The 17,188-nt window shown below is 72.7% G+C and carries 17 protein-coding genes; 10 read left to right on the top strand and 7 right to left on the bottom strand.

All coding sequences use genetic code 11. The features are described 5' to 3' along the window. Nucleotides 1-84 precede the first annotated feature (84 nt). The 4 genes from GA0070613_RS17695 (at nt 85) to GA0070613_RS17680 (ending at nt 3,280) form a co-directional block, all read left to right on the top strand. Nucleotides 85-597: a hypothetical protein gene (locus GA0070613_RS17695; protein WP_089013314.1), complete on the top strand. Its 513-nt coding sequence runs from the start codon at nt 85-87 to the stop codon at nt 595-597. Between the two features lie 69 nt (nt 598-666). Further along, the gene (locus tag GA0070613_RS17690) at nt 667-1,512 is read left to right on the top strand and encodes a DUF4097 family beta strand repeat-containing protein (protein WP_089013313.1); all 846 of its coding nucleotides are present in this window, start codon (nt 667-669) and stop codon (nt 1,510-1,512) included. A 26-nt stretch (nt 1,513-1,538) separates the two neighbouring features. Further along, nucleotides 1,539-2,492: an ATP-binding cassette domain-containing protein gene (locus GA0070613_RS17685; protein ID WP_089013312.1), complete on the top strand. Its 954-nt coding sequence runs from the start codon at nt 1,539-1,541 to the stop codon at nt 2,490-2,492. Further along, the gene (locus GA0070613_RS17680; RefSeq protein ID WP_089013311.1) at nt 2,489-3,280 is read left to right on the top strand and encodes an ABC transporter permease; all 792 of its coding nucleotides are present in this window, start codon (nt 2,489-2,491) and stop codon (nt 3,278-3,280) included. Before GA0070613_RS17685 ends, GA0070613_RS17680 begins: the two co-directional genes overlap by 4 nt. Nucleotides 3,281-3,310: 30 nt before the next feature. Here GA0070613_RS17680 and GA0070613_RS17675 read toward each other — a convergent pair whose 3' ends face one another. Then, a complete protein-coding gene (locus GA0070613_RS17675) occupies nt 3,311-3,532 on the bottom strand; it encodes a hypothetical protein (RefSeq protein ID WP_089013310.1) in 222 nt (73 codons plus the stop codon). Between the two features lie 121 nt (nt 3,533-3,653). Beyond that, nucleotides 3,654-5,105, bottom strand: a complete 1,452-nt coding sequence (locus tag GA0070613_RS17670) for an NYN domain-containing protein (RefSeq protein WP_089013309.1) — start codon at nt 5,103-5,105, stop codon at nt 3,654-3,656. Between the two features lie 127 nt (nt 5,106-5,232). Here GA0070613_RS17670 and GA0070613_RS17665 point away from each other — a divergent pair, with 127 nt between their 5' ends. The 5 genes from GA0070613_RS17665 (at nt 5,233) to GA0070613_RS17645 (ending at nt 10,806) form a co-directional block, all read left to right on the top strand. Continuing rightward, the gene (locus GA0070613_RS17665) at nt 5,233-6,990 is read left to right on the top strand and encodes a DEDD exonuclease domain-containing protein (protein ID WP_089016019.1); all 1,758 of its coding nucleotides are present in this window, start codon (nt 5,233-5,235) and stop codon (nt 6,988-6,990) included. A 128-nt stretch (nt 6,991-7,118) separates the two neighbouring features. Further along, nucleotides 7,119-8,909: a RelA/SpoT family protein gene (locus GA0070613_RS17660; RefSeq protein WP_089013308.1), complete on the top strand. Its 1,791-nt coding sequence runs from the start codon at nt 7,119-7,121 to the stop codon at nt 8,907-8,909. A gap of 48 nt (nt 8,910-8,957) precedes the next feature. Then, complete coding sequence (locus GA0070613_RS17655) at nt 8,958-9,497, top strand: NUDIX hydrolase (protein WP_089013307.1); 540 nt, start codon at nt 8,958-8,960, stop codon at nt 9,495-9,497. Between the two features lie 113 nt (nt 9,498-9,610). Further along, on the top strand, nt 9,611-10,438 hold the full coding sequence (locus GA0070613_RS17650) for a sugar phosphate nucleotidyltransferase (protein WP_089013306.1): 828 nt from the start codon (nt 9,611-9,613) through the stop codon (nt 10,436-10,438). 80 nt (nt 10,439-10,518) lie between these two features. Beyond that, a complete protein-coding gene (locus tag GA0070613_RS17645; protein WP_013287689.1) occupies nt 10,519-10,806 on the top strand; it encodes an Lrp/AsnC family transcriptional regulator in 288 nt (95 codons plus the stop codon). A 57-nt stretch (nt 10,807-10,863) separates the two neighbouring features. Here the strand turns inward: GA0070613_RS17645 and GA0070613_RS17640 are convergent, their stop codons facing one another. From GA0070613_RS17640 to ctaE, 5 genes are all read right to left on the bottom strand, one after another. Next, the gene (locus GA0070613_RS17640; RefSeq protein WP_089013305.1) at nt 10,864-11,538 is read right to left on the bottom strand and encodes a DUF4142 domain-containing protein; all 675 of its coding nucleotides are present in this window, start codon (nt 11,536-11,538) and stop codon (nt 10,864-10,866) included. Between the two features lie 226 nt (nt 11,539-11,764). After that, nucleotides 11,765-13,387 (bottom strand): cytochrome bc1 complex cytochrome b subunit, encoded by a 1,623-nt coding sequence (qcrB, locus tag GA0070613_RS17635; protein ID WP_089013304.1) that lies wholly within the window; start codon nt 13,385-13,387, stop codon nt 11,765-11,767. Beyond that, complete coding sequence (qcrA, locus tag GA0070613_RS17630) at nt 13,384-14,478, bottom strand: cytochrome bc1 complex Rieske iron-sulfur subunit (protein WP_089013303.1); 1,095 nt, start codon at nt 14,476-14,478, stop codon at nt 13,384-13,386. The genes qcrB and qcrA overlap by 4 nt, the downstream gene beginning before the upstream one ends. A 67-nt stretch (nt 14,479-14,545) precedes the next feature. Next, complete coding sequence (gene qcrC / locus GA0070613_RS17625; RefSeq protein ID WP_089013302.1) at nt 14,546-15,382, bottom strand: cytochrome bc1 complex diheme cytochrome c subunit; 837 nt, start codon at nt 15,380-15,382, stop codon at nt 14,546-14,548. Nucleotides 15,383-15,454: 72 nt separating this feature from the next. Then, nucleotides 15,455-16,054, bottom strand: coding sequence for an aa3-type cytochrome oxidase subunit III (gene ctaE, locus GA0070613_RS17620; RefSeq protein ID WP_089013301.1), 600 nt, complete (start codon nt 16,052-16,054; stop codon nt 15,455-15,457). 108 nt (nt 16,055-16,162) lie between these two features. Between ctaE and GA0070613_RS17615 the strand changes: the two genes are divergently transcribed. After that, entirely contained in the window at nt 16,163-17,116 is a 954-nt protein-coding gene (locus GA0070613_RS17615) for a cytochrome c oxidase assembly protein (RefSeq protein WP_089013300.1), read from the top strand. Nucleotides 17,117-17,188: the final 72 nt, after the last annotated feature.

The following is a 17,188-nucleotide window of genomic DNA, read 5'->3' as shown; positions in this document are numbered from 1 at the left end:
CCCCAGCACCGCGAGGCGCCAAGGAGACGCCATCTGATGCCAATCAGACTTGATATGGCGTCATAGTGATGCCATGATGGCGTCATGGATCTGACGTCGTATGTCGACAGCCTCCGTCGGGAACTGGCCGATGTCGCCGAACTCGGCGGCGAGGAGGCTCGCACGCTGGCCGGGCGGCTCACCGGGCCGATGGAGTCAGCCTTCCGGCTGGCGCTGCTGGAGGCGCTGTCCGCAGCGGCCAACGAGATCACCCGGGACCTCGCTCCGGGGTCGGTCGAGCTGCGACTGCACGGCCGGGAGCCCAGCTTCGTGGTGACGCCACCGCCGGTCGAGCCGCAGTTCGAGGCCGGCCCCGCCGACTCCGGCGCCGACGCCTCGGCGGTGCCCGACGCCGAGGACGGCGCGGTGTCGCGGATCAGCTTCCGGCTGCCCGACCAGCTCAAGAGCCGGATCGAGGAGGCCGCGGGCCGGGAGGGGCTGTCGGTCAACGCCTGGCTCGTCCGGGCCGCCACGGCCGCGGTGCAGTCCACTCCCCCGACCCGACCGGCGACGCGGGCCCCCCGCGGCGGCCAGCGCTACACCGGCTGGGTCCGCTGACCGCCCGGCGCCGCCAGCACCCTCCACCACAGAACACCCCCATCGACCCGAACACGGGAGGACCCGGCCATGCCCACCTTCGACACCCCGGAACCGATCCAGGTCACCGTGGACGTCGCCGTCGGCGACGTCCGCATCGCGGCCGGCGACCGCGAGACCACCGTCGTCGAGGTACGCCCGACCGACGGCACCGCGGAGGCCGACGTCCAGGCCGCACAGCAGACCCGCGTCGAATACGCCGACGGCAGGCTGCTGATCAAGGGGCCGCGGCAGAAGGTGCTGGGCATGTTCGGCAAGGTCGGGTCGATCGACGTGACGATCGACCTGCCGACAGACTCGCGGGTGCAGGGCAGCGCCTCGGTCGCCGGATTCCGCTGCACCGGTCACCTCGGCGAGTGCCGGCTGAAGACCTCCGTCGGCGACATCCACGCCGACCACACCGGCCCGCTGGACCTGTCCACCTCCGCCGGCGCGGTGGAGGTGGCCTCCGTCGCCGGTCGCGCCGAGGTCAGCACCGGCTCCGGCCGGCTCCGGCTGGGCGAGATCGACGGAAACGCGGTGATCAAGAATTCCAACGGCAACAGCTGGGTCGGCACGGTCGCAGGCGACCTGCGGGTGAACGCGGCCAACGGTGACATCTCCGTCGACCGTGCCCGGGCCGGCGTCACCGCCACCACGGCCAACGGCGACATCCGGATCGGCGAGGTCCTCCGTGGATCGGTGTCGGTGAAGACCGCGATGGGCGAACTCGAGGTCGGCATCCACGGCGACACCGCGGCCTTCCTGGACCTGCACACCCAGTTCGGCACCGTGCGCAACCAGATCGAGCCGTCGGACGCCCCGCCGCAGCACGAGCGGACCGTCGAGGTCCGGGCCCGCACCTCGTACGGCGACATCGTCATCCGGCGCAGCTGATCCCGCCCCATCCCAGAGGAGAAACGATGATCACCTCGGCCCCACCCGCGATCGCGGCCACCGGGCTCCGCAAGTCCTACGGCGACCAGGTGGTGCTCGACGGCATCGACCTCGCCGTGGCCCCGGGAACGATCTTCGCGCTGCTCGGTCCGAACGGCGCCGGCAAGACCACCACCGTGCAGATCCTGTCCACGCTCATCCCGGCCGGTGACGGCGAGGCCCGGGTCGCCGGCCACGACGTGACCCGGGAACCCGACGCGGTGCGCGCGGCGATCGGCGTGACGGGTCAGTTCGCCGCCGTCGACGGCCTGCTCACCGGCGAGGAGAACCTGCTCCTGATGGCCGACCTGCACCACCTCGACCGTCCGGAGGGCCGGCGACGCACCCGCGAGCTGCTGGCGCGCTTCGACCTCGTCGAGGCGGCCGGCAAGGTCGCCGCCACCTACTCCGGCGGCATGCGCCGCCGTCTCGACCTGGCGATGGGGCTGATCGGCGCGCCGCGCGTGCTCTTCCTCGACGAGCCGACCACCGGCCTCGACCCGCGCAGCCGGCGCGCGGTGTGGCGGATCGTCCGCGACCTCGTCACCGACGGGGTGACCGTCTTCCTCACCACCCAGTACCTGGAGGAGGCGGACCAGCTCGCGGACCGGGTGGCCGTGCTCGATCACGGCCGGCTGGTCGCCGAGGGCACCCCGGACGAACTCAAGCGCCTGGTCCCGGGCGGGCACATCGCCCTGCGGTTCACCGATCCGGCGGAGTGCGCCGCGGCGGCGTCCCTGGTCGGCGGCGCCCCGGGCACCGACGAGCTCACCCTGCAGGTCCCCGGCGACGGCGGGGTCGCGTCGCTGCGGGCGCTGCTCGACCGCCTCGACGGCGCCGCGATCGGCGTCGAGTCGCTCGCGGTGCACACCCCCGACCTCGACGACGTCTTCCTGGCGCTCACCGGCCAGCCCACCGCAGAGAGGGTTCCGCTGCCATGACCACGCTCTCCCACGCCGTCCGCGACTCGAGCACGATGCTGCGCCGCAACCTGCGGCACATGCGGCGTTACCCCTCGATGACGCTGATGCTCGCCGGCCTGCCGGTGGTGTTCCTGCTGCTCTTCGTCTACGTCTTCGGCGGGACCCTGGGCAACGGCCTCGGCGGCCCCTCCGGCGGGCGGGCCGCGTACCTCACCTACGTCGTGCCCGGCATCCTGCTGATGGGCGTGGCCGGCGCGGCCACCGGCACAGCGGTGTCGGTCGCCACCGACATGACCGAGGGGATCATTTCCCGGTTCCGCACCATGGCGATCGCCCGCGCTTCGGTGCTGACCGGTCACGTGGTCGGCAGCCTGATCCAGACGATGCTCAGCCTGGTCGTGGTCGTCGGTGTCGCGCTGCTGGTCGGTTTCCGGTCCGACGCCGACCCGCTCGCCTGGCTCGCCACCGCCGGGGTGCTGGCCATGACGGCCTTCGCCCTCACCTGGCTGGCGGTGGCTCTCGGCCTGGTCAGCGAGAGCGTCGAGACGGCCAGCAACCTGCCGATGCCGCTGACGCTCCTGCCGTTCCTCGGCAGCGGTTTCGTGCCCACCGAGTCGATGCCGGCCGGGCTGCGCCAGTTCGCCGAGTACCAGCCGTTCACCCCGATCATCGAGACCCTGCGCGCTCTGCTGACCGGCGGCCCGGTGGGGTCGAACGCCATCGTCGCCACCGCCTGGTGCGCCGGCATCGCGCTGGTCAGCTACCTCTGGGCGAGGCGGCTCTACGCCCGCCGCACCGTCCGCTGACGGGCCCCCGCGGCCACCGCGGCGCCTGGTTCACGCCGCCCGGCCCCGCCGCCCGGCACGGGGGCGGGCGGCGGGAGCCGGCGGCGCGGGCAGCACCTGCACCTCGAAGCCGGCCCGGGCGAACACCTCGATCGCCCGGTGGTCCGCGGCGTCCAGCCCGGCCCCGGGCGAGTCCACCTCGAGCAGGGCGGTCACCAGGCAGCCGGAGCAGCCGGCGCCCCGGATCCCGCACCTGTCGCAGTCGATGAGCATCGCGCCTCCTGACGCAGTCTGGCGGCCCGGGCGCGACAGCATCGTCACAGCCCGACCACCGTCGGTCAGGTCGGACACTAATCACCGGGTACGACACAACCGGACAACCGGTGATCAACGGTCAGGAGCGGGACAGCCGGCGCAGCAGCGAGTCCGCGCCGAGCGGGTACGCGCCGTGCCGACGCACCCCGTCGGCGACCTCGCGGTCGGAGGAGATCACCACCACCGGCCGGCCGGTGGGCTCGGCGCGGACCAGCCGGCGGATCAGCTCGTCGGCGGTCTCCCCCTTGCGGGAGAAGAGCACCCGCACCCCCCGCGGCGTGGGCGGCAGGCCGTGCATCCGCTCGGCCCCGTCGAAGACCACGGTGACCTCGTCCCCGGTCTGCGCGGCGATCCCGCCCAGGCCGCTGATCAGCCGCTTGCGCTGCTGCTCCAGGGACATCTCGCCGAAGCCGCGCTTGGTCACGTTGTAGCCGTCGACGACCAGGTGGGCCCGGGGCAGGGCGAGCAGCTGGTCCAGCCGGGCCGGGTCGTCGGTGTCCCGAGCCCGGGCGGCGGCGCCGGCCGGGGCGGTCGCCGACTGGTTGGCGAAGGCGTCGGCGACGAAGTCGGCCGGCAGCTTCTCGACCGGGTCCAGGGCCAGCTCGCGGCGCAGCCCGACGGCCGCCTGGCCGATCGTCTCCAGCAGCAGCCAGAGCCGGGCGTCGTCGACCGAGCGCGCCTCCTTGGCGCTGGCCCGGACGACCCCGGCCACCGACTCCGCCTCGGCCAGCCGGGCCCGGGCCCGGCGCAGCTCCGCCTCCGTGTCCGCGGCGGCCCGGGCGGCCCGGCCGCGCTCGGTGGCGAGCAGTTCGTTGGCCCGCCGCTCCCGGGCCTGGGTCTCGCGCAGCGTACGGCTGAGCTGTCGGGACTCCTCGCGGAGCTGACCCAGCTCCTCCCGGACCCGGGCCAGCTCGTCGCGGAGCTTGTCGGCCTCGACCCGGGCCACCGCCCGGTCGTGCTCGGCCCGAGTGGCCCGCTGCTCGGCCTCGCGCACCAGCTCCGCCACCACCGCGCTGTCCGCCTCGGCCCGTACCGCGGCGCCGCTCGCCTCGATCAGCTCCCGCCAGCCGCGCGGCCGGACGAGGTACGCCAGCGCGGCCACCTCCACCGGGTCGGCGGCGGCCGGCGCGGTCCCCTCGGCCACGGCGGTGCCCAGGTCACCGGCGTCGGCCAGCACCCGCGCGGTCACCCGCTGCCGGAACAGCGGGTCGGCGGTGAGCTGGGCGGCGATCGCCGGCGCGCCCAGCCGGGCGCGGCGGTTGGGGGCGAACTTGGCCACCCGGCGCAGCGGGACCGGCACCTCGTCGGTGGGCATCGCCGGCAGCACCGCGGCGGTCAGCGCCACGATCCGCTGCCGGACCGGCTCGGGCAGGACCGGCTCGGGCTCCGGCGTGGCGGGCTCGGTCTCCCCCGGCCGGGGCTGCTCGGCGCCGGCCGCGAGGTCGTCCGCGTCGCCCCCACCGGCGTCCCGCCCGGCAGCCACCGGCCCCGCCTCGGGGAGGTGGTCGTCGTGCGGCTCGGTGAGGGGCATGTGGCAAGTCTCCCACCGCGAACGGGCCCTGTGCCCATTGAGTGAGCCGATCTCTCATCGTAGCCCCGTGGTAACTCCTGGGACGGCTGAGACGGGAGTGTCGGACCCGGCCGCTAGCGTGCCGCGGGTGGCACGAGCGGAGTACGTCCAGGAGGTGCTGGCCGGCCTGGACCGGACGGCGGGCGCGGGGGTGGACCCGGCGCTGCCGCTGTACGCGACCACCTTCGTGGTGGTCGACCTGGAGACCACCGGCGGCGCGCCGGACGGCGGCGGGATCACCGAGATCGGCGCGGTGAAGGTGCGCGGCGGCGAGGAGCTGGGGGTGCTCGCCACCCTGGTCAACCCGGGCGTGCCGATTCCGCCGTTCATCACCGTGCTGACCGGGATCACCCAGGCCATGCTCGTCCCGGCGCCGCCGATCGAGCAGGTGCTGCCGAGCTTCCTGGAGTTCATCGACGACGCCGTGCTGGTCGCCCACAACGCCCCCTACGACGTGGGGTTCCTCAAGGCGGCCTGCGTGAAGCACGGCTACCGCTGGCCCAACCCGCGGGTGCTGGACACCGCGGCGCTGGCCCGCCGGGTGCTCACCCGGGACGAGGTGCCCAACCGCAAGCTCGGCACCCTGGCCGCCTACTTCCGCACCGCCACCCAGCCGACCCACCGGGCGCTCGACGACGCCAAGGCCACGGTGGACGTGCTGCACGGGCTGATCGCCCGGCTGGGCGGCCACCGGGTGGACACCGTCGGCGACGCGATCGAGTTCGCCCGGGCGGTGACCCCGACCCAGCGCCGCAAGCGGCACCTGGCGGAGGGGCTGCCGAAGGTGCCCGGGGTGTACATCTTCCGGGCCGCCGACGACCGGCCGCTCTACGTCGGCACCTCCGGCGACATCGCCACCCGGGTGCGCAGCTACTTCACCGCCGGGGAGAAGCGGGCCCGGATCTCCGAGATGCTCGCCGCCGCCGAGCGGGTCGAGGCGGTCGAGTGCGCGCACTCGCTGGAGGCGGAGGTCCGCGAGCTGCGGCTGATCGCCGCGCACGCGCCGCCGTACAACCGGCGTTCCAAGTACCCGGAGCGGATGGTCTGGCTCAAGCTCACCGACGAGGCGTACCCCCGGTTGTCGGTGGTGCGGAACCTGGGCCCCACCGACACCGCGTACCTCGGCCCGTTCCGCTCCAAGCACGCCGCCGAGCTGGCCGCCGCGGGTTTCCACGACGCCGTACCGCTGCGCCAGTGCACGCACCGGCTGTCGCGGCGCACGACCATGCCGGCCTGCGCGCTGGCCGAGCTGGGTCGCTGCCCGGCGCCCTGCGAGCACCGGATCAGCCCCGAGGAGTACGACCACCGCGCCGCCGCGCCGTTCCGTACGGCGACCACCACCGACCCGCAGGTCGTGGTGGACGCCCTGCTCGGCCGGATCGAGGTGCTCGCCCGCGACCAGCGCTACGAGGAGGCGGCGGTGGTGCGGTCCCGGCTGGCGGCGGTGCTGCGCGCCACGGTCCGGATGCAACGCCTGGTCGGGCTGACCGGGATCGCCGAGCTGGCCGCCGCCCGGCGGGCCGCGCACGGCGGCTGGGAGCTGGCCCTGGTCCGGCACGGCCGGCTGGCCGGGGCCGGGGTGTCCCCGCCGGGTGTCCACCCGCGACCGACCCTGGAGGCGATCCGGGCGACCGCCGAGACGGTGCTGCCCGGGCACGGTCCGGTGCCCAACGCCTCCGCCGAGGAGACCGAACGCATCCTGTCCTGGTTGGAGCGACCGGAGACCCGACTGGTGGAGATGTCCTCCGGCTGGGCGTCGCCCGTCACCGGCGCGGGCCGCTTCCGGGACCTGCTGGCCAAGGCGGAGAACGGCGGGTCCCACCAACTCTCGACCGAACGCTCATGACCAAGTGACCGATCGGACTACGTCGACTCGCTTAGGCTGTTGGAGAAGTGCAGTCCTGCCCGTTTCGCGGGCCTGCTCCCGATCGTCGGTGACGGCGACCGTGGGGCCGGGGTGAGGAGGTGTCCCAGGTGGACGTCGACGCCGGACACGGCGCCGCCCTGGGCGGCGCCCTTCCGACCCAGCCCGGCGAGCTGCCGCTCACCCGCCGGCTGCGCTCCCTGCTCGCCTGGCCCACCAACGACACCGACCCGGTCAGCGCGCTGGTCCGCGCCCACCGGACCATCCACGCCAGCGCCGACTCCTCGGTGCTGCGCCGCGCCTACACCATCGCGGAGAACATGCACCGCGGCCAGTTCCGCAAGAGCGGCGAGCCGTACATCACCCATCCCCTCGCGGTCGCCCAGATCTGCGCCGACCTCGGGATGGACACCATCACCCTGGTCGCCGCGCTGCTGCACGACACCGTGGAGGACACCCGCTACACCCTCCAGGCCCTCGCGGAGGACTTCGGCCGGGAGGTGGCCCACCTGGTCGACGGGGTGACCAAGTTCGACAAGGCGTTCTACGGAAAGGCCGCCGAGGCGGAGACCGTCCGCAAGATGATCATCGCGGCCGGCAAGGACGTCCGCGTGCTGATCATCAAGCTGGCCGACCGGCTGCACAACATGCGCACGCTGGGCGTCCGGTCCGCCGCCTCCCGGGAGCGCATCGCCCGCAAGACCCAGGAGGTGCTGATCCCGCTCTGCGACCGGCTGGGCATCCAGACGCTCAAGCGCGAGCTGGACGACGTGGTGCTGCTGCACCTGGAGCCCGACGAGCACGCCCGGATCGCCCGGCACGTGCACGACCGGCCGGGCTGGGACGCGTACCTCGACGCCGTGGTCGTGAAGACGAGGGTGGCGCTGCGCCACAGCCGGGTGGACGCCGAGGTCGCCCCCCGCCCCCGCCACCTCTACTCGATCTGGAAGGACACCGTGGCCGGCGGCCACGCCGCCCCCTTCGACCTGCCCCGCATCTCGATCGTGGTGGCCGGCCCGGCCACCGACTGCTACGCGGCCCTCGGCGCGGTGCACGGGCTGTGGCGCCCGGCGCCCGGCCGCTTCAAGGACTTCATCGCCTCGCCGAAGAACAACCTCTACCGGTCGCTGCACACCAGCGTCCGCGGCCCCCAGGACCGCACGGTCGAGGTGCTGATCCGGACCGAGGAGATGCACCGCGCCGCCGAGTACGGCGTCGCCGCCCACTACCGGTTCCCGCGCGCCACCGGCCGGGCGGCCGACCGGGCCGACGAGCTGGCCTGGCTGCGCCGGGTGCTGGACTGGGAGCAGGAGGCCGTCGACCCGGCGCAGTTCCTCGAGTCGCTGCGCTGCGACCTGGCCGAGGCGCAGATCCAGGTGGTCGCCGACGGCCGGCAGGTCGTCCTCCCCGCCGGCGCGACACCGGTGGACCTGGCGTACGAGCTGGGGGCGGAGCGGGGCGACCACTGCCTGGCGGCGCACATCAACGGCCGGCTGGCCCCGCTCTCCTCCGAGCTGAAGGAGGGCGACGTGGTGGAGATCTTCACCGAGTCCGACGCGGAGAGCGGCTTCGAGGCCGACGCCGCGCCCCGGGGGCCGCGCCGGGAGTGGCTCGGCTTCGTGAAGTCGCCGCAGGCCCAGATGCAGATCACCCGCTGGTTCGCCGGGCACACCGAGCCGGGCATCTCGATCGCCGACAAGGTACGCCTCGGCCGCGCCACCATCGGCCTGGCCCTGCGCAAGCACGACCGGGGACTGGCCAGCGACCTGCCGCTGCTGCGGCTGTCGGAGGAACTGGGCTACCCCGACCTGGAGACCCTGCTGGTGGCGGTCTTCGACCGGGCGGTCGAACCGGACGCGGTGGTCCGGCAACTCATCGACCTGGTCGACCACCGGCAGTAGCCGAACGCCGCTCGCGCGACCGGACCAGGCGGCCACTAGCCTGGAGGCATGATCCCCCGCGCGCGTGCCACCGGACGGGCCCTCGGCTATCAGGTCTTCTACCGGCTCCCCGTCCCGCTGCGCCGCCGGCTGGTCCGGCTCGCCGTGCCGAAGTACATCGTCGGCGCGGTGACGCTGGTCCGGGACGCCGAGGCCGACGGGCCGGGCCGGCTGCTGCTGCTGCGCCAGCCGCCCGGCTACAGCTGGACCCTCCCCGCCGGGCTGCTGCAGCGGGGTGAGGCGCCGGTGGTCGGCGCGGCCCGGGAGCTGTTCGAGGAGTCCGGCATCCGGGTCACCCCCGGGCAGCTCCGCCCGGCCGTGCCGAACGCGGTGGTGCACGCCAAGGGCTGGGTGGACGTGGTCTTCGAGGTGGAGGTGCCGGCGTCGACGACCGAGCTGGTGGTCGACGGCGCGGAGGTCTTCGAGGCGGCCTGGCACCCGCTGGACGACCTGCCCCGGCTCAGCCGGGCGACGGCCGGCCTGCTCGGCCGCTACGGCATCGGCCCGGAAGCCGAACGGGTCCCACCGGCCACCCCGTCGGGAGCGTGACCAACTCCGGGCCGCCCCCGGCAGGCGCGCGCAGCGCGAGCGAGCCGAGGGGCACCACCACGCCGAGGGGGTCAGCCGGCGCGGGTTGGCGGGCGGAGGTCGAGGTCTGCGCGGTGGTGCTCGCCGCGGGCGAGGGCACCCGGCTGCGACCGCTGACCGCGCGGCTGCCCAAGGCGCTCTGCCCGGTCGGGAACGTGCCGCTGCTGGACCGGGCCCTGGCCCGGCTGGCCGGGCTCGGCCTCGCCGGCCCGGACCGGGTCGCGGTGAACGCCTGCTACCTGGGCGGCCGGGTGGTCGACCACGTCGGGGCGCGGGCCCACCCGTCGGTCGAGCCGGGCGACCCGCTGGGCACCGCCGGCGGGCTGGGCAACCTGCGGGGCTGGATCGCCGGCCGGGGCGTGCTGGTCGGCAACGCCGACGCGTACCTGGCCGACCCGCAGGCCCCACCGGGCCCGGACATCGCCGCGCTGGTGGACGGCTGGGACGGGCGGAGCGTACGCCTGCTCGGTCAGCCGGCCGACGACCCGGCGGTGCCCGGGACCTTCAGCGGCCACCGCTTCGTCGGTTTCTCGCTGCTGCCCTGGCGGCTGGTCCGCGAGCTGCCACCCACCTTCGGCGACCTGGTCCGGTCGGTCTGGCGGCCGGCGGAGGCGGCCGGTGCGCTGGAGGTGGTGCCGTACCGGGGGACCTTCTACGACACCGGGACCCCGGCCGACTACCTCGCGGCCAACCTGCACGCCGCCGGGAGCGGGAGCCTGGTCGACCCGACGGCGACGGTGAGCGGCCCGGTGGAGCGGGCGGTGGTCGGCGCGGGCGCGGTCGTCCACGGGGCCGTGACCCGCGCCGTGGTCTGGCCCGGCGCCACGGTCGCCGCCGGCGAGCACCTCACCGACGTGGTGCGCGCCGGCGCCCGCCTGACGGTCCCGGCGGCCCCCCGGTAGCGGGATCCACGAGCCGGGGACGCCGTGCGCCGGCGAGCCTCTAGCATGGGCGACGACGTCGACGAACGGAGAAATGTCCCGTGATCACCGCGATCGTGCTGATCGACTGCGCCACCGACTCCATCCCCGAGGTGGCCGAGACCCTGGCCAACCTCCCCGGTGTCAGCGAGGTCTACTCGGTGGCCGGCCACGTCGACCTGATCGCCATGGTCCGGGTCCGCGAGTTCGAGCAGATCGCCCAGGTCATCGCCGGCAGCATCTCCAAGGTCCCCGGTGTGCTCAACACCGAGTCGCACATCGCGTTCCGGGCGTACTCCCAGCACGACCTGGAGGAGGCGTTCGCGATCGGGCTGGCCAACGCCGACTGAACGCGCGGCGGCCGGCCCGCCCCGGAGGACGGACCGGCCACCATCGGCCGTACGACGTCAGCTGGTGCTCGGAGCCGGCGTCTCAGTGGTGCCCGGGGCCGGTGACTCGGTGCTCGTGCCGCCCGGACCCGGGGACTCGGTGCCGCCCGGACCCGGCGTACCGCTGCCGCCCGGGCTGGGCGTGCCGCTGGCGCTGGTCTGCGGGACCGGGACGCCCAAGGTCTGGGCCAGGGCCGTCAGCGCGTCGAGGTGCGCCTGCAGGACCGGCAGGGCGTCCTGGGCCAGCTGGACCACCGTCTGCTCGGAACCCTGCGAGATCTCGGTCTGGCTGGCCTGGATGGCCTGAACGTGGCCGGTCAGCTCGGCGGTCACCCACGCCTTGTCGAACTCGGCGCCGCTGAGGTTGTTGAGCTTGTCGACCATCTTCTGCTGGTCGGCGGTGGGCTCGGACGGCAACTTCACGTTCAGCTGCTGCGCGGTGCTCTGCACCGTCTGGTCCAGCTGGGTGTGGTCCGTCACGAACTGCTTGCCGAGGTCCTTGACCTGCTGGTTCTGGCCCTTCTGCTGCGCCAGGTTGCCGGTGACGATTTCCTCCAGGTTCACCTGGTGCAACGCCTGCAGGTACTGGGTGTCCTGCGTGGACGGCTGTGCCGCGGCCTGCGCCGCCGCTGCGGGCGCCAGCCCGACCACCACCACGGCGGCCAGCACTCCGAGGCGTTTGATACCCAACATGTTCCCCCCCTTTTTCGTTGGACCGCACGGATACCCGGCTGACCCGGGTTATTCCTGCGATTCCACCCGTCCGGGTCGCGGGGCGGCGGGCCGCCGGGACGGGACCGGCGGGCAGCACCCGGCGCGGAGGGGGCACCGGTGGGACGGAGCGGACGAGCGTGGCCGGAAACGGACGTGGCGCCCGCCGGAGATCCGGCGGGCGCCACGGTCGGGTGTGTCGGGCGGGTCAGCGACGGCTCTCGCCGCTGCCGACCTCCTCCCGCTCCGGTCGGGGCTCGACCGGCGGGTGCCCCGGCGAGACCGGCGCCTCGGCCGGCTTCTCGATCGGGTAGAAGAAGCCCCGGATGGCCGGGCCGAGGGCCCCGAGCCGGTTCATCTTCTTCGGCACGACCCAGCCGGCGTACTCCAGTCCGTGCCCGTCGTGCTCGGCCGCGGTGAGCGGCTGGTGGACCTCGACGAACCGGCCGTCCGGCAGCCGCTTGATGATGCCGGTCTCCACGCCGTGGGCCAGCACCTCCCGGTCGTGCTGCTGGAGACCGAGGCAGATCCGGTACGTGAAGTAGTAGGCCAGCGGCGGGACGATCAGCAGGCCGATCCGGCCCGCCCAGGTCATCGCGTTCAGGCTGATATGGAACTTGTCGGCGATGACGTCGTTGCCTCCGGAGAGGGTCAGCACGACGTAGAAGGACACCGCCATCGCGCCCACGGCGGTCCGGGCCGGGACGTCCCGGGGCCGCTGGAGCAGGTTGTGGTGCTTGTGGTCCTTGAGGCGGCGCGCCTCCACGAACGGGTACATCATCGACAGGCCCACCAGGATGCCCGGCAGCACGACCGTCGGCCAGAAAATCGGCGGGATGACGTACCCGTCGCCGATCGGGATGTTGATCTGCCAGGCCGGCATGAGGCGGGTCGAGCCGTCGAGGAACATGACGTACCAGTCGGGCTGGCTGGCGGCCGAGACCACCCACGCCTCGTACGGGCCGAAGTACCAGATCGGGTTGATCTGGAAGAGGCCACCCATCAGCGCGATCACGCCGAAGACGACCATGAAGTAGCCGCCCTGCTTGAGCGCGTAGCGCGGGAACATCCGCTCGCCGACCACGTTCTCGTTGGTCCGGCCGGGGCCGGGCCACTGGGTGTGCTTCTGCTTGAAGACCAGGCCCAGGTGGACGCTGATCAGGGCGACCAGCAGGCCCGGGATGAGCAGCACGTGGGCGATGAAGGCCCGGCTGATGAGGATCTCACCCGGGAACTCCCCGCCGAAGATCGACGAGGTGACCCAGGTGCCGATCACCGGGATCGACAGCATGATGCCGGAGGCGATCCGCAGACCGGTGCCGGAGAGGCCGTCGTCCGGCAGCGAGTAGCCGGTGAAGCCGGCCAGGAAGCCCACCCAGAACAGCAGCGAGCCGATGATCCAGTTCGTCTCCCGCGGCTTGCGGAACGCGCCCGTGAAGAAGACCCGGAGCATGTGCACCACGATCGAGGCCATGAACAGCAGCGCCGCCCAGTGGTGCATCTGCCGCATGATCAGGCCGCCCCGGACGTCGAACGACAGGTCCAGGCTGGAGGCGTACGCGGCCGACATCGGGGTGCCCCGCAGCGGGGCGTAGCTGCCGTTGTAGACGACCTCGGTCATCGCCGGCTCGAAGAAGAAGGTCAGGAAGACACCGGTCAGCAGCAGCACGACGAACGAGAAGAGCGCGATCTCGCCGAGCAGGAAGGACCAGTGGTCCGGGAAGACCTTGTTCAGCAGCTTCCGCAGCGGGGTGGCCGCCTGGAAGCGGTCGTCCAGCGCCCCGGCGGTCTTGCCCGGCACCGCTGCTACGTCAAACTTTCGGCGCTTCATGGCCGCTCCCAGAAGTCGGGACCGATGGTTTCGGTGTAGTCGGACTTCGCCACGAAGAAGCCCTCCTCGTCCACCTCGATCGGCAGCTGCGGCAGCCGCCGGCTGGCCGGGCCGAAGATCGGCCGGGCGTTGTCGGTGATGAGGAACTGCGACTGGTGACAGGGGCAGAGCAGCCGGTTGGTCTGCTGCTCGTAGAGACTGGCCGGGCAGCCGGCGTGCGTGCAGATCTTGGAGAACGCCGCGTAGTTGCCCCACATGTAGTCGCCGTGGCCGACATCCGGCCGGGCGTTGGCCGCGCGCGACTTCTGCGCGTCGTCCTCGCGCATGTGGATCAGCAGCGTCGGCGAGTCGGCATGCTTGTTGCTCACGCCGTGCTCAATGCCGGGGAAGGCAGTGATCTGGCCGCCCGCGCTGATGTCCGCCGGGCGGATCGGCCGGCCGTCCTGGGTGACCAGCCGGATCTTCTTGCCGCCCTCGGCCGGCGCGAAGCCGGTGGTGAACATCTGGTTGTTCTTGTGCGGCTGGGAGATCAGGCCACCGACCAGCGGGGCCGCGACGACCGCACCGACCGGCGCGAGGCCGGCCAGCAGCGAGATGCCGAGCAGCGGCCGGCGCCGGATACCCATCTCGTCGGCCATGTAGAGCATGGTCTCGCCGGTGATCTTGCGCTCCTCCGGCGAGCCGGGCTGGTCGTGGCGGTCCTGGATCGAGACCTCCTTGGGCAGCAGCTTCTTGCCCCAGGTGAGGATGCCGAAACCGATGCCGAGGAGCGCGACGCCCAGGGTGAGGCCGAGCAGCGGGGTGAAGTACTTGTCGCCGCCGCGGCCGGCCTCGTACCTCCACGGCCACCAGATGTAGATGACCAGGAAGGCGGTCGCGGCCAGGCCGGTCAGCAGGAACATCCCGGCGACCAGCCGGGTCAGCCGGCGCTCGGCCTTGGTGCCGGGGATGACCTGCGGCTCGTAGTGGACGATCTCGATGTCGTCCCGCCGGGCGCCCTCCTCGACGATGTCGAACCGGGAGAGCCGGGGGTCGTTCACGTCGAGCCGCTCCCGGCCCTGCGGGGCCTGGTGCTCGGTGTGGGTGCTCATGCCGTCACCTCGCTACGGGCGGCGCCGGAGCCCGGCACCGCAGCACTGAAACGAATGATCCGCTGGGTCACGACTTGCCCGCAATCCACAGGCTAGCGAAGACCAGCGCGACGATGCCGATCAGGAAGGCCGCCAGACCCTCGGTGGACGGCCCGTACCGGCCGAGGTTGAAGCCGCCCTGGTCCTGGTCGTGCTTCAGGGTCTCCTGGATGTAGGCGATGATGTCCGCCTTCTGCTCCGGCCGCAGCTGGTTGTCGCCGAAGACCGGCATGTTCTGCGGGCCGCTCAGCATCGCGGCGTAGATCTGCCGGTCGCTCGCGGGCCTCAGGCTCGGGGCGTACTTGCCGGAGGAGAGGGCGCCGCCGCCACCGCCGAAGGCGTGGCACTGCGAGCAGTTGATCCGGAACAGCTCGCCACCGGTCGCCAGGTCGGCGCCCTCGTGGAGGTTGTTGCCCGCGGGGACCTGCGGACCGCCGCCGAGCTCCTGGAGGTACTGGCCGAGCTGGCGCACCTGCTCGTCGGTGAACTGCGGGGGCTTCCGAATGGCCTGGGCTTCCTGCCGGGCCATCGGCATCCGACCGCTGCTGACCTGGAACTCGACCGAGGCCGAGCCGACTCCGATGAGGCTCGGCCCGCGTCCCTCGACACCCTGGGCGTTGCGACCGTGACAGGTCACACAGCTCACGTCGAACAGCGCCTTGCCCTCGCCGGCGGCGGCGCTCAGCGGCGGGTTTTCCTGCGCCTGCACGCCGGGGGCGAAGACGGTGTAGGCGCCGCCGGCCAGCGTCAGCGCGGCGATCAGCCGGACCGCGGCGCCCAGCCGGCGGCGGCCCCTGCTGCGCGCTACGGGCCGCCCGCGCAGGCGCGCGAGCAGACCGCGTCGGCGGTCGTTGTCAGAAGTCATGACCTGTGTCCTTAACCGGTTGGACCTTGTCTCAGGGGACGGGGCAGCGGCGCGGTTCGTGACGCGCCAAGATCACTGGAGCCAGTAGATCATGGCGTAGAGGCCGATCCACACGACGTCGACGAAGTGCCAGTAGTACGACACGACGATCGCCGACGTGGCCTGCGCCGGGGTGAACCGGCCCATGGTGGTGCGGATCATGAAGATGATGAAGGCGATCAGACCGCCGGTCACGTGCAGGCCGTGGAAGCCGGTGGTCAGGTAGAACATCGACCCATAACCGTCTACGTTGATCTTCACGCCCTCGTGGACCAGGTTGCGGTACTCGTTCGCCTGGCCGAGTACGAAGATCAGACCCATCACGAAGGTGATCGTGAACCAGCGCCGCAGGGCGTGGACGTCACCCTTCTCCGCGGCGAACACACCGAGCTGGCAGGTCACCGAGGACAGCACGAGGATCACCGTGAAGGTGGTCGCGTACGGGATGTTCAGGATCTCGGTGTGCTTCTCCCACTGCTCCGGCGCAGCCGCGCGGATGGAGAAGTACATCGCGAACAGCGCCGCGAAGAACATGAGTTCGCTGGAGAGCCACACGATCGTCCCGACGCTGACCATGTTGGGTCGGGTCAGGGAGTGGATCCGGCTCTTGTCAATGGCTGGGGCCGCAGTCACGCGGTCATTATTGCCCTTGGCCGGGACCGGCGATCAGCGGGGTGGCAAACCTGCGCCATCCGTGGCCCGATCGGGGTGGTCCGGTTCGCCTGACCTACCCTGAAAAGCGTGCTGCACGTCGATCCGATCTTAGCCGCCACCTCGGTCGCCCCGTCGACCCTCGCGGCGGGGGGCGAAGCCGTCCCGCCGCCCTTCACCGTCGCCCGGGTGTTCACCGAGACCCGGCTGGACAGCTGGCTCGCCCTCGGGCTGGTCGTCGCCGCCGGGCTCTACCTCTACGGCGTCTACCGGATGCGGCTGCGCGGCGACCGCTGGCCGGTCGTCCGCACGGTCTGCTTCCTCGGCCCGGGGCTGGGCGGCATCGCCTCGGTCACGGTCAGCGGGCTGCACGCGTACGACACCGCGCTGCTGTCGGTGCACATGGTCCAGCACATGGTGCTGTCGATGGTGGCGCCGATCTTCCTGGCCCTCGGCGCGCCGGTGACGCTCGCCCTGCGCACCCTGCCGGTCCGCCCGCGCAAGCGGCTGCTGGCGATCGTGCACAGCCGGATCGCGCGGATCTACACCTTCCCGCTGGTGGCGTTCGCCATCTTCGTGGTGAACCCGTTCGCGCTGTACTTCACCGACCTGTACCACTTCACCCTGCAGCACGACTGGGCGCACGAGCTGGTGCACGCGCACTTCATCATGACCGGCTGCGTGTTCTTCTGGCCGCTGGTCGGCCTGGACCCGCTGCCCGGCCGCTGGCCGTACCCGGCCCGGGCGCTGCTGATGGTGCTCTCCGTGCCGTTCCACACCGTGCTGGGGCTCACCATCATGCAGAGCACCACGCTCTTCGGCGGCGACTGGTACCCGTCGCTGCACCTGAGCTGGTCGAACCCGTGGGACGACCAGGTGGTGGCCGGCGGCGTGCTCTGGGCCGGCGGCGAGTTCGTCAGCGTCACCATGCTGGCCGTGCTGGTCGTGCAGTGGGTGAAGCAGTCCGAGCGGGAGGCCCGCCGGGTGGACCGCGAGCTGGACCGCCAGGAGGCCCGGCAACGCGCCGCCGAGTCGCCCGCCTGACCGTCCCGGGCGGTACGCCCAGCGGCCCGCCAGGGCGGGCCGTCCGGCCCGATGTGACGACCGCTACGATCA

The organism is Micromonospora inositola (assembly GCF_900090285.1).
In the GTDB taxonomy this organism is placed as follows: domain Bacteria; phylum Actinomycetota; class Actinomycetes; order Mycobacteriales; family Micromonosporaceae; genus Micromonospora; species Micromonospora inositola.
This window is presented reverse-complemented; position numbering and strand designations above follow the sequence as displayed.

Excerpts from the sequence above, each read along its gene's own strand:
- GA0070613_RS17695 (WP_089013314.1), top strand. The coding sequence starts at position 85 with ATGGATCTGACGTCGTATGTCGACAGCCTCCGTCGGGAACTGGCCGAT.
- GA0070613_RS17690 (WP_089013313.1), top strand. The coding sequence starts at position 667 with ATGCCCACCTTCGACACCCCGGAACCGATCCAGGTCACCGTGGACGTC.
- GA0070613_RS17685 (WP_089013312.1), top strand. The coding sequence starts at position 1,539 with ATGATCACCTCGGCCCCACCCGCGATCGCGGCCACCGGGCTCCGCAAG.
- GA0070613_RS17680 (WP_089013311.1), top strand. The coding sequence starts at position 2,489 with ATGACCACGCTCTCCCACGCCGTCCGCGACTCGAGCACGATGCTGCGC.
- GA0070613_RS17675 (WP_089013310.1), bottom strand. The coding sequence starts at position 3,532 with ATGCTCATCGACTGCGACAGGTGCGGGATCCGGGGCGCCGGCTGCTCC.
- GA0070613_RS17670 (WP_089013309.1), bottom strand. The coding sequence starts at position 5,105 with ATGCCCCTCACCGAGCCGCACGACGACCACCTCCCCGAGGCGGGGCCG.
- GA0070613_RS17655 (WP_089013307.1), top strand. The coding sequence starts at position 8,958 with ATGATCCCCCGCGCGCGTGCCACCGGACGGGCCCTCGGCTATCAGGTC.
- GA0070613_RS17640 (WP_089013305.1), bottom strand. The coding sequence starts at position 11,538 with ATGTTGGGTATCAAACGCCTCGGAGTGCTGGCCGCCGTGGTGGTGGTC.
- qcrB (WP_089013304.1), bottom strand. The coding sequence starts at position 13,387 with ATGAAGCGCCGAAAGTTTGACGTAGCAGCGGTGCCGGGCAAGACCGCC.
- qcrA (WP_089013303.1), bottom strand. The coding sequence starts at position 14,478 with ATGAGCACCCACACCGAGCACCAGGCCCCGCAGGGCCGGGAGCGGCTC.
- qcrC (WP_089013302.1), bottom strand. The coding sequence starts at position 15,382 with ATGACTTCTGACAACGACCGCCGACGCGGTCTGCTCGCGCGCCTGCGC.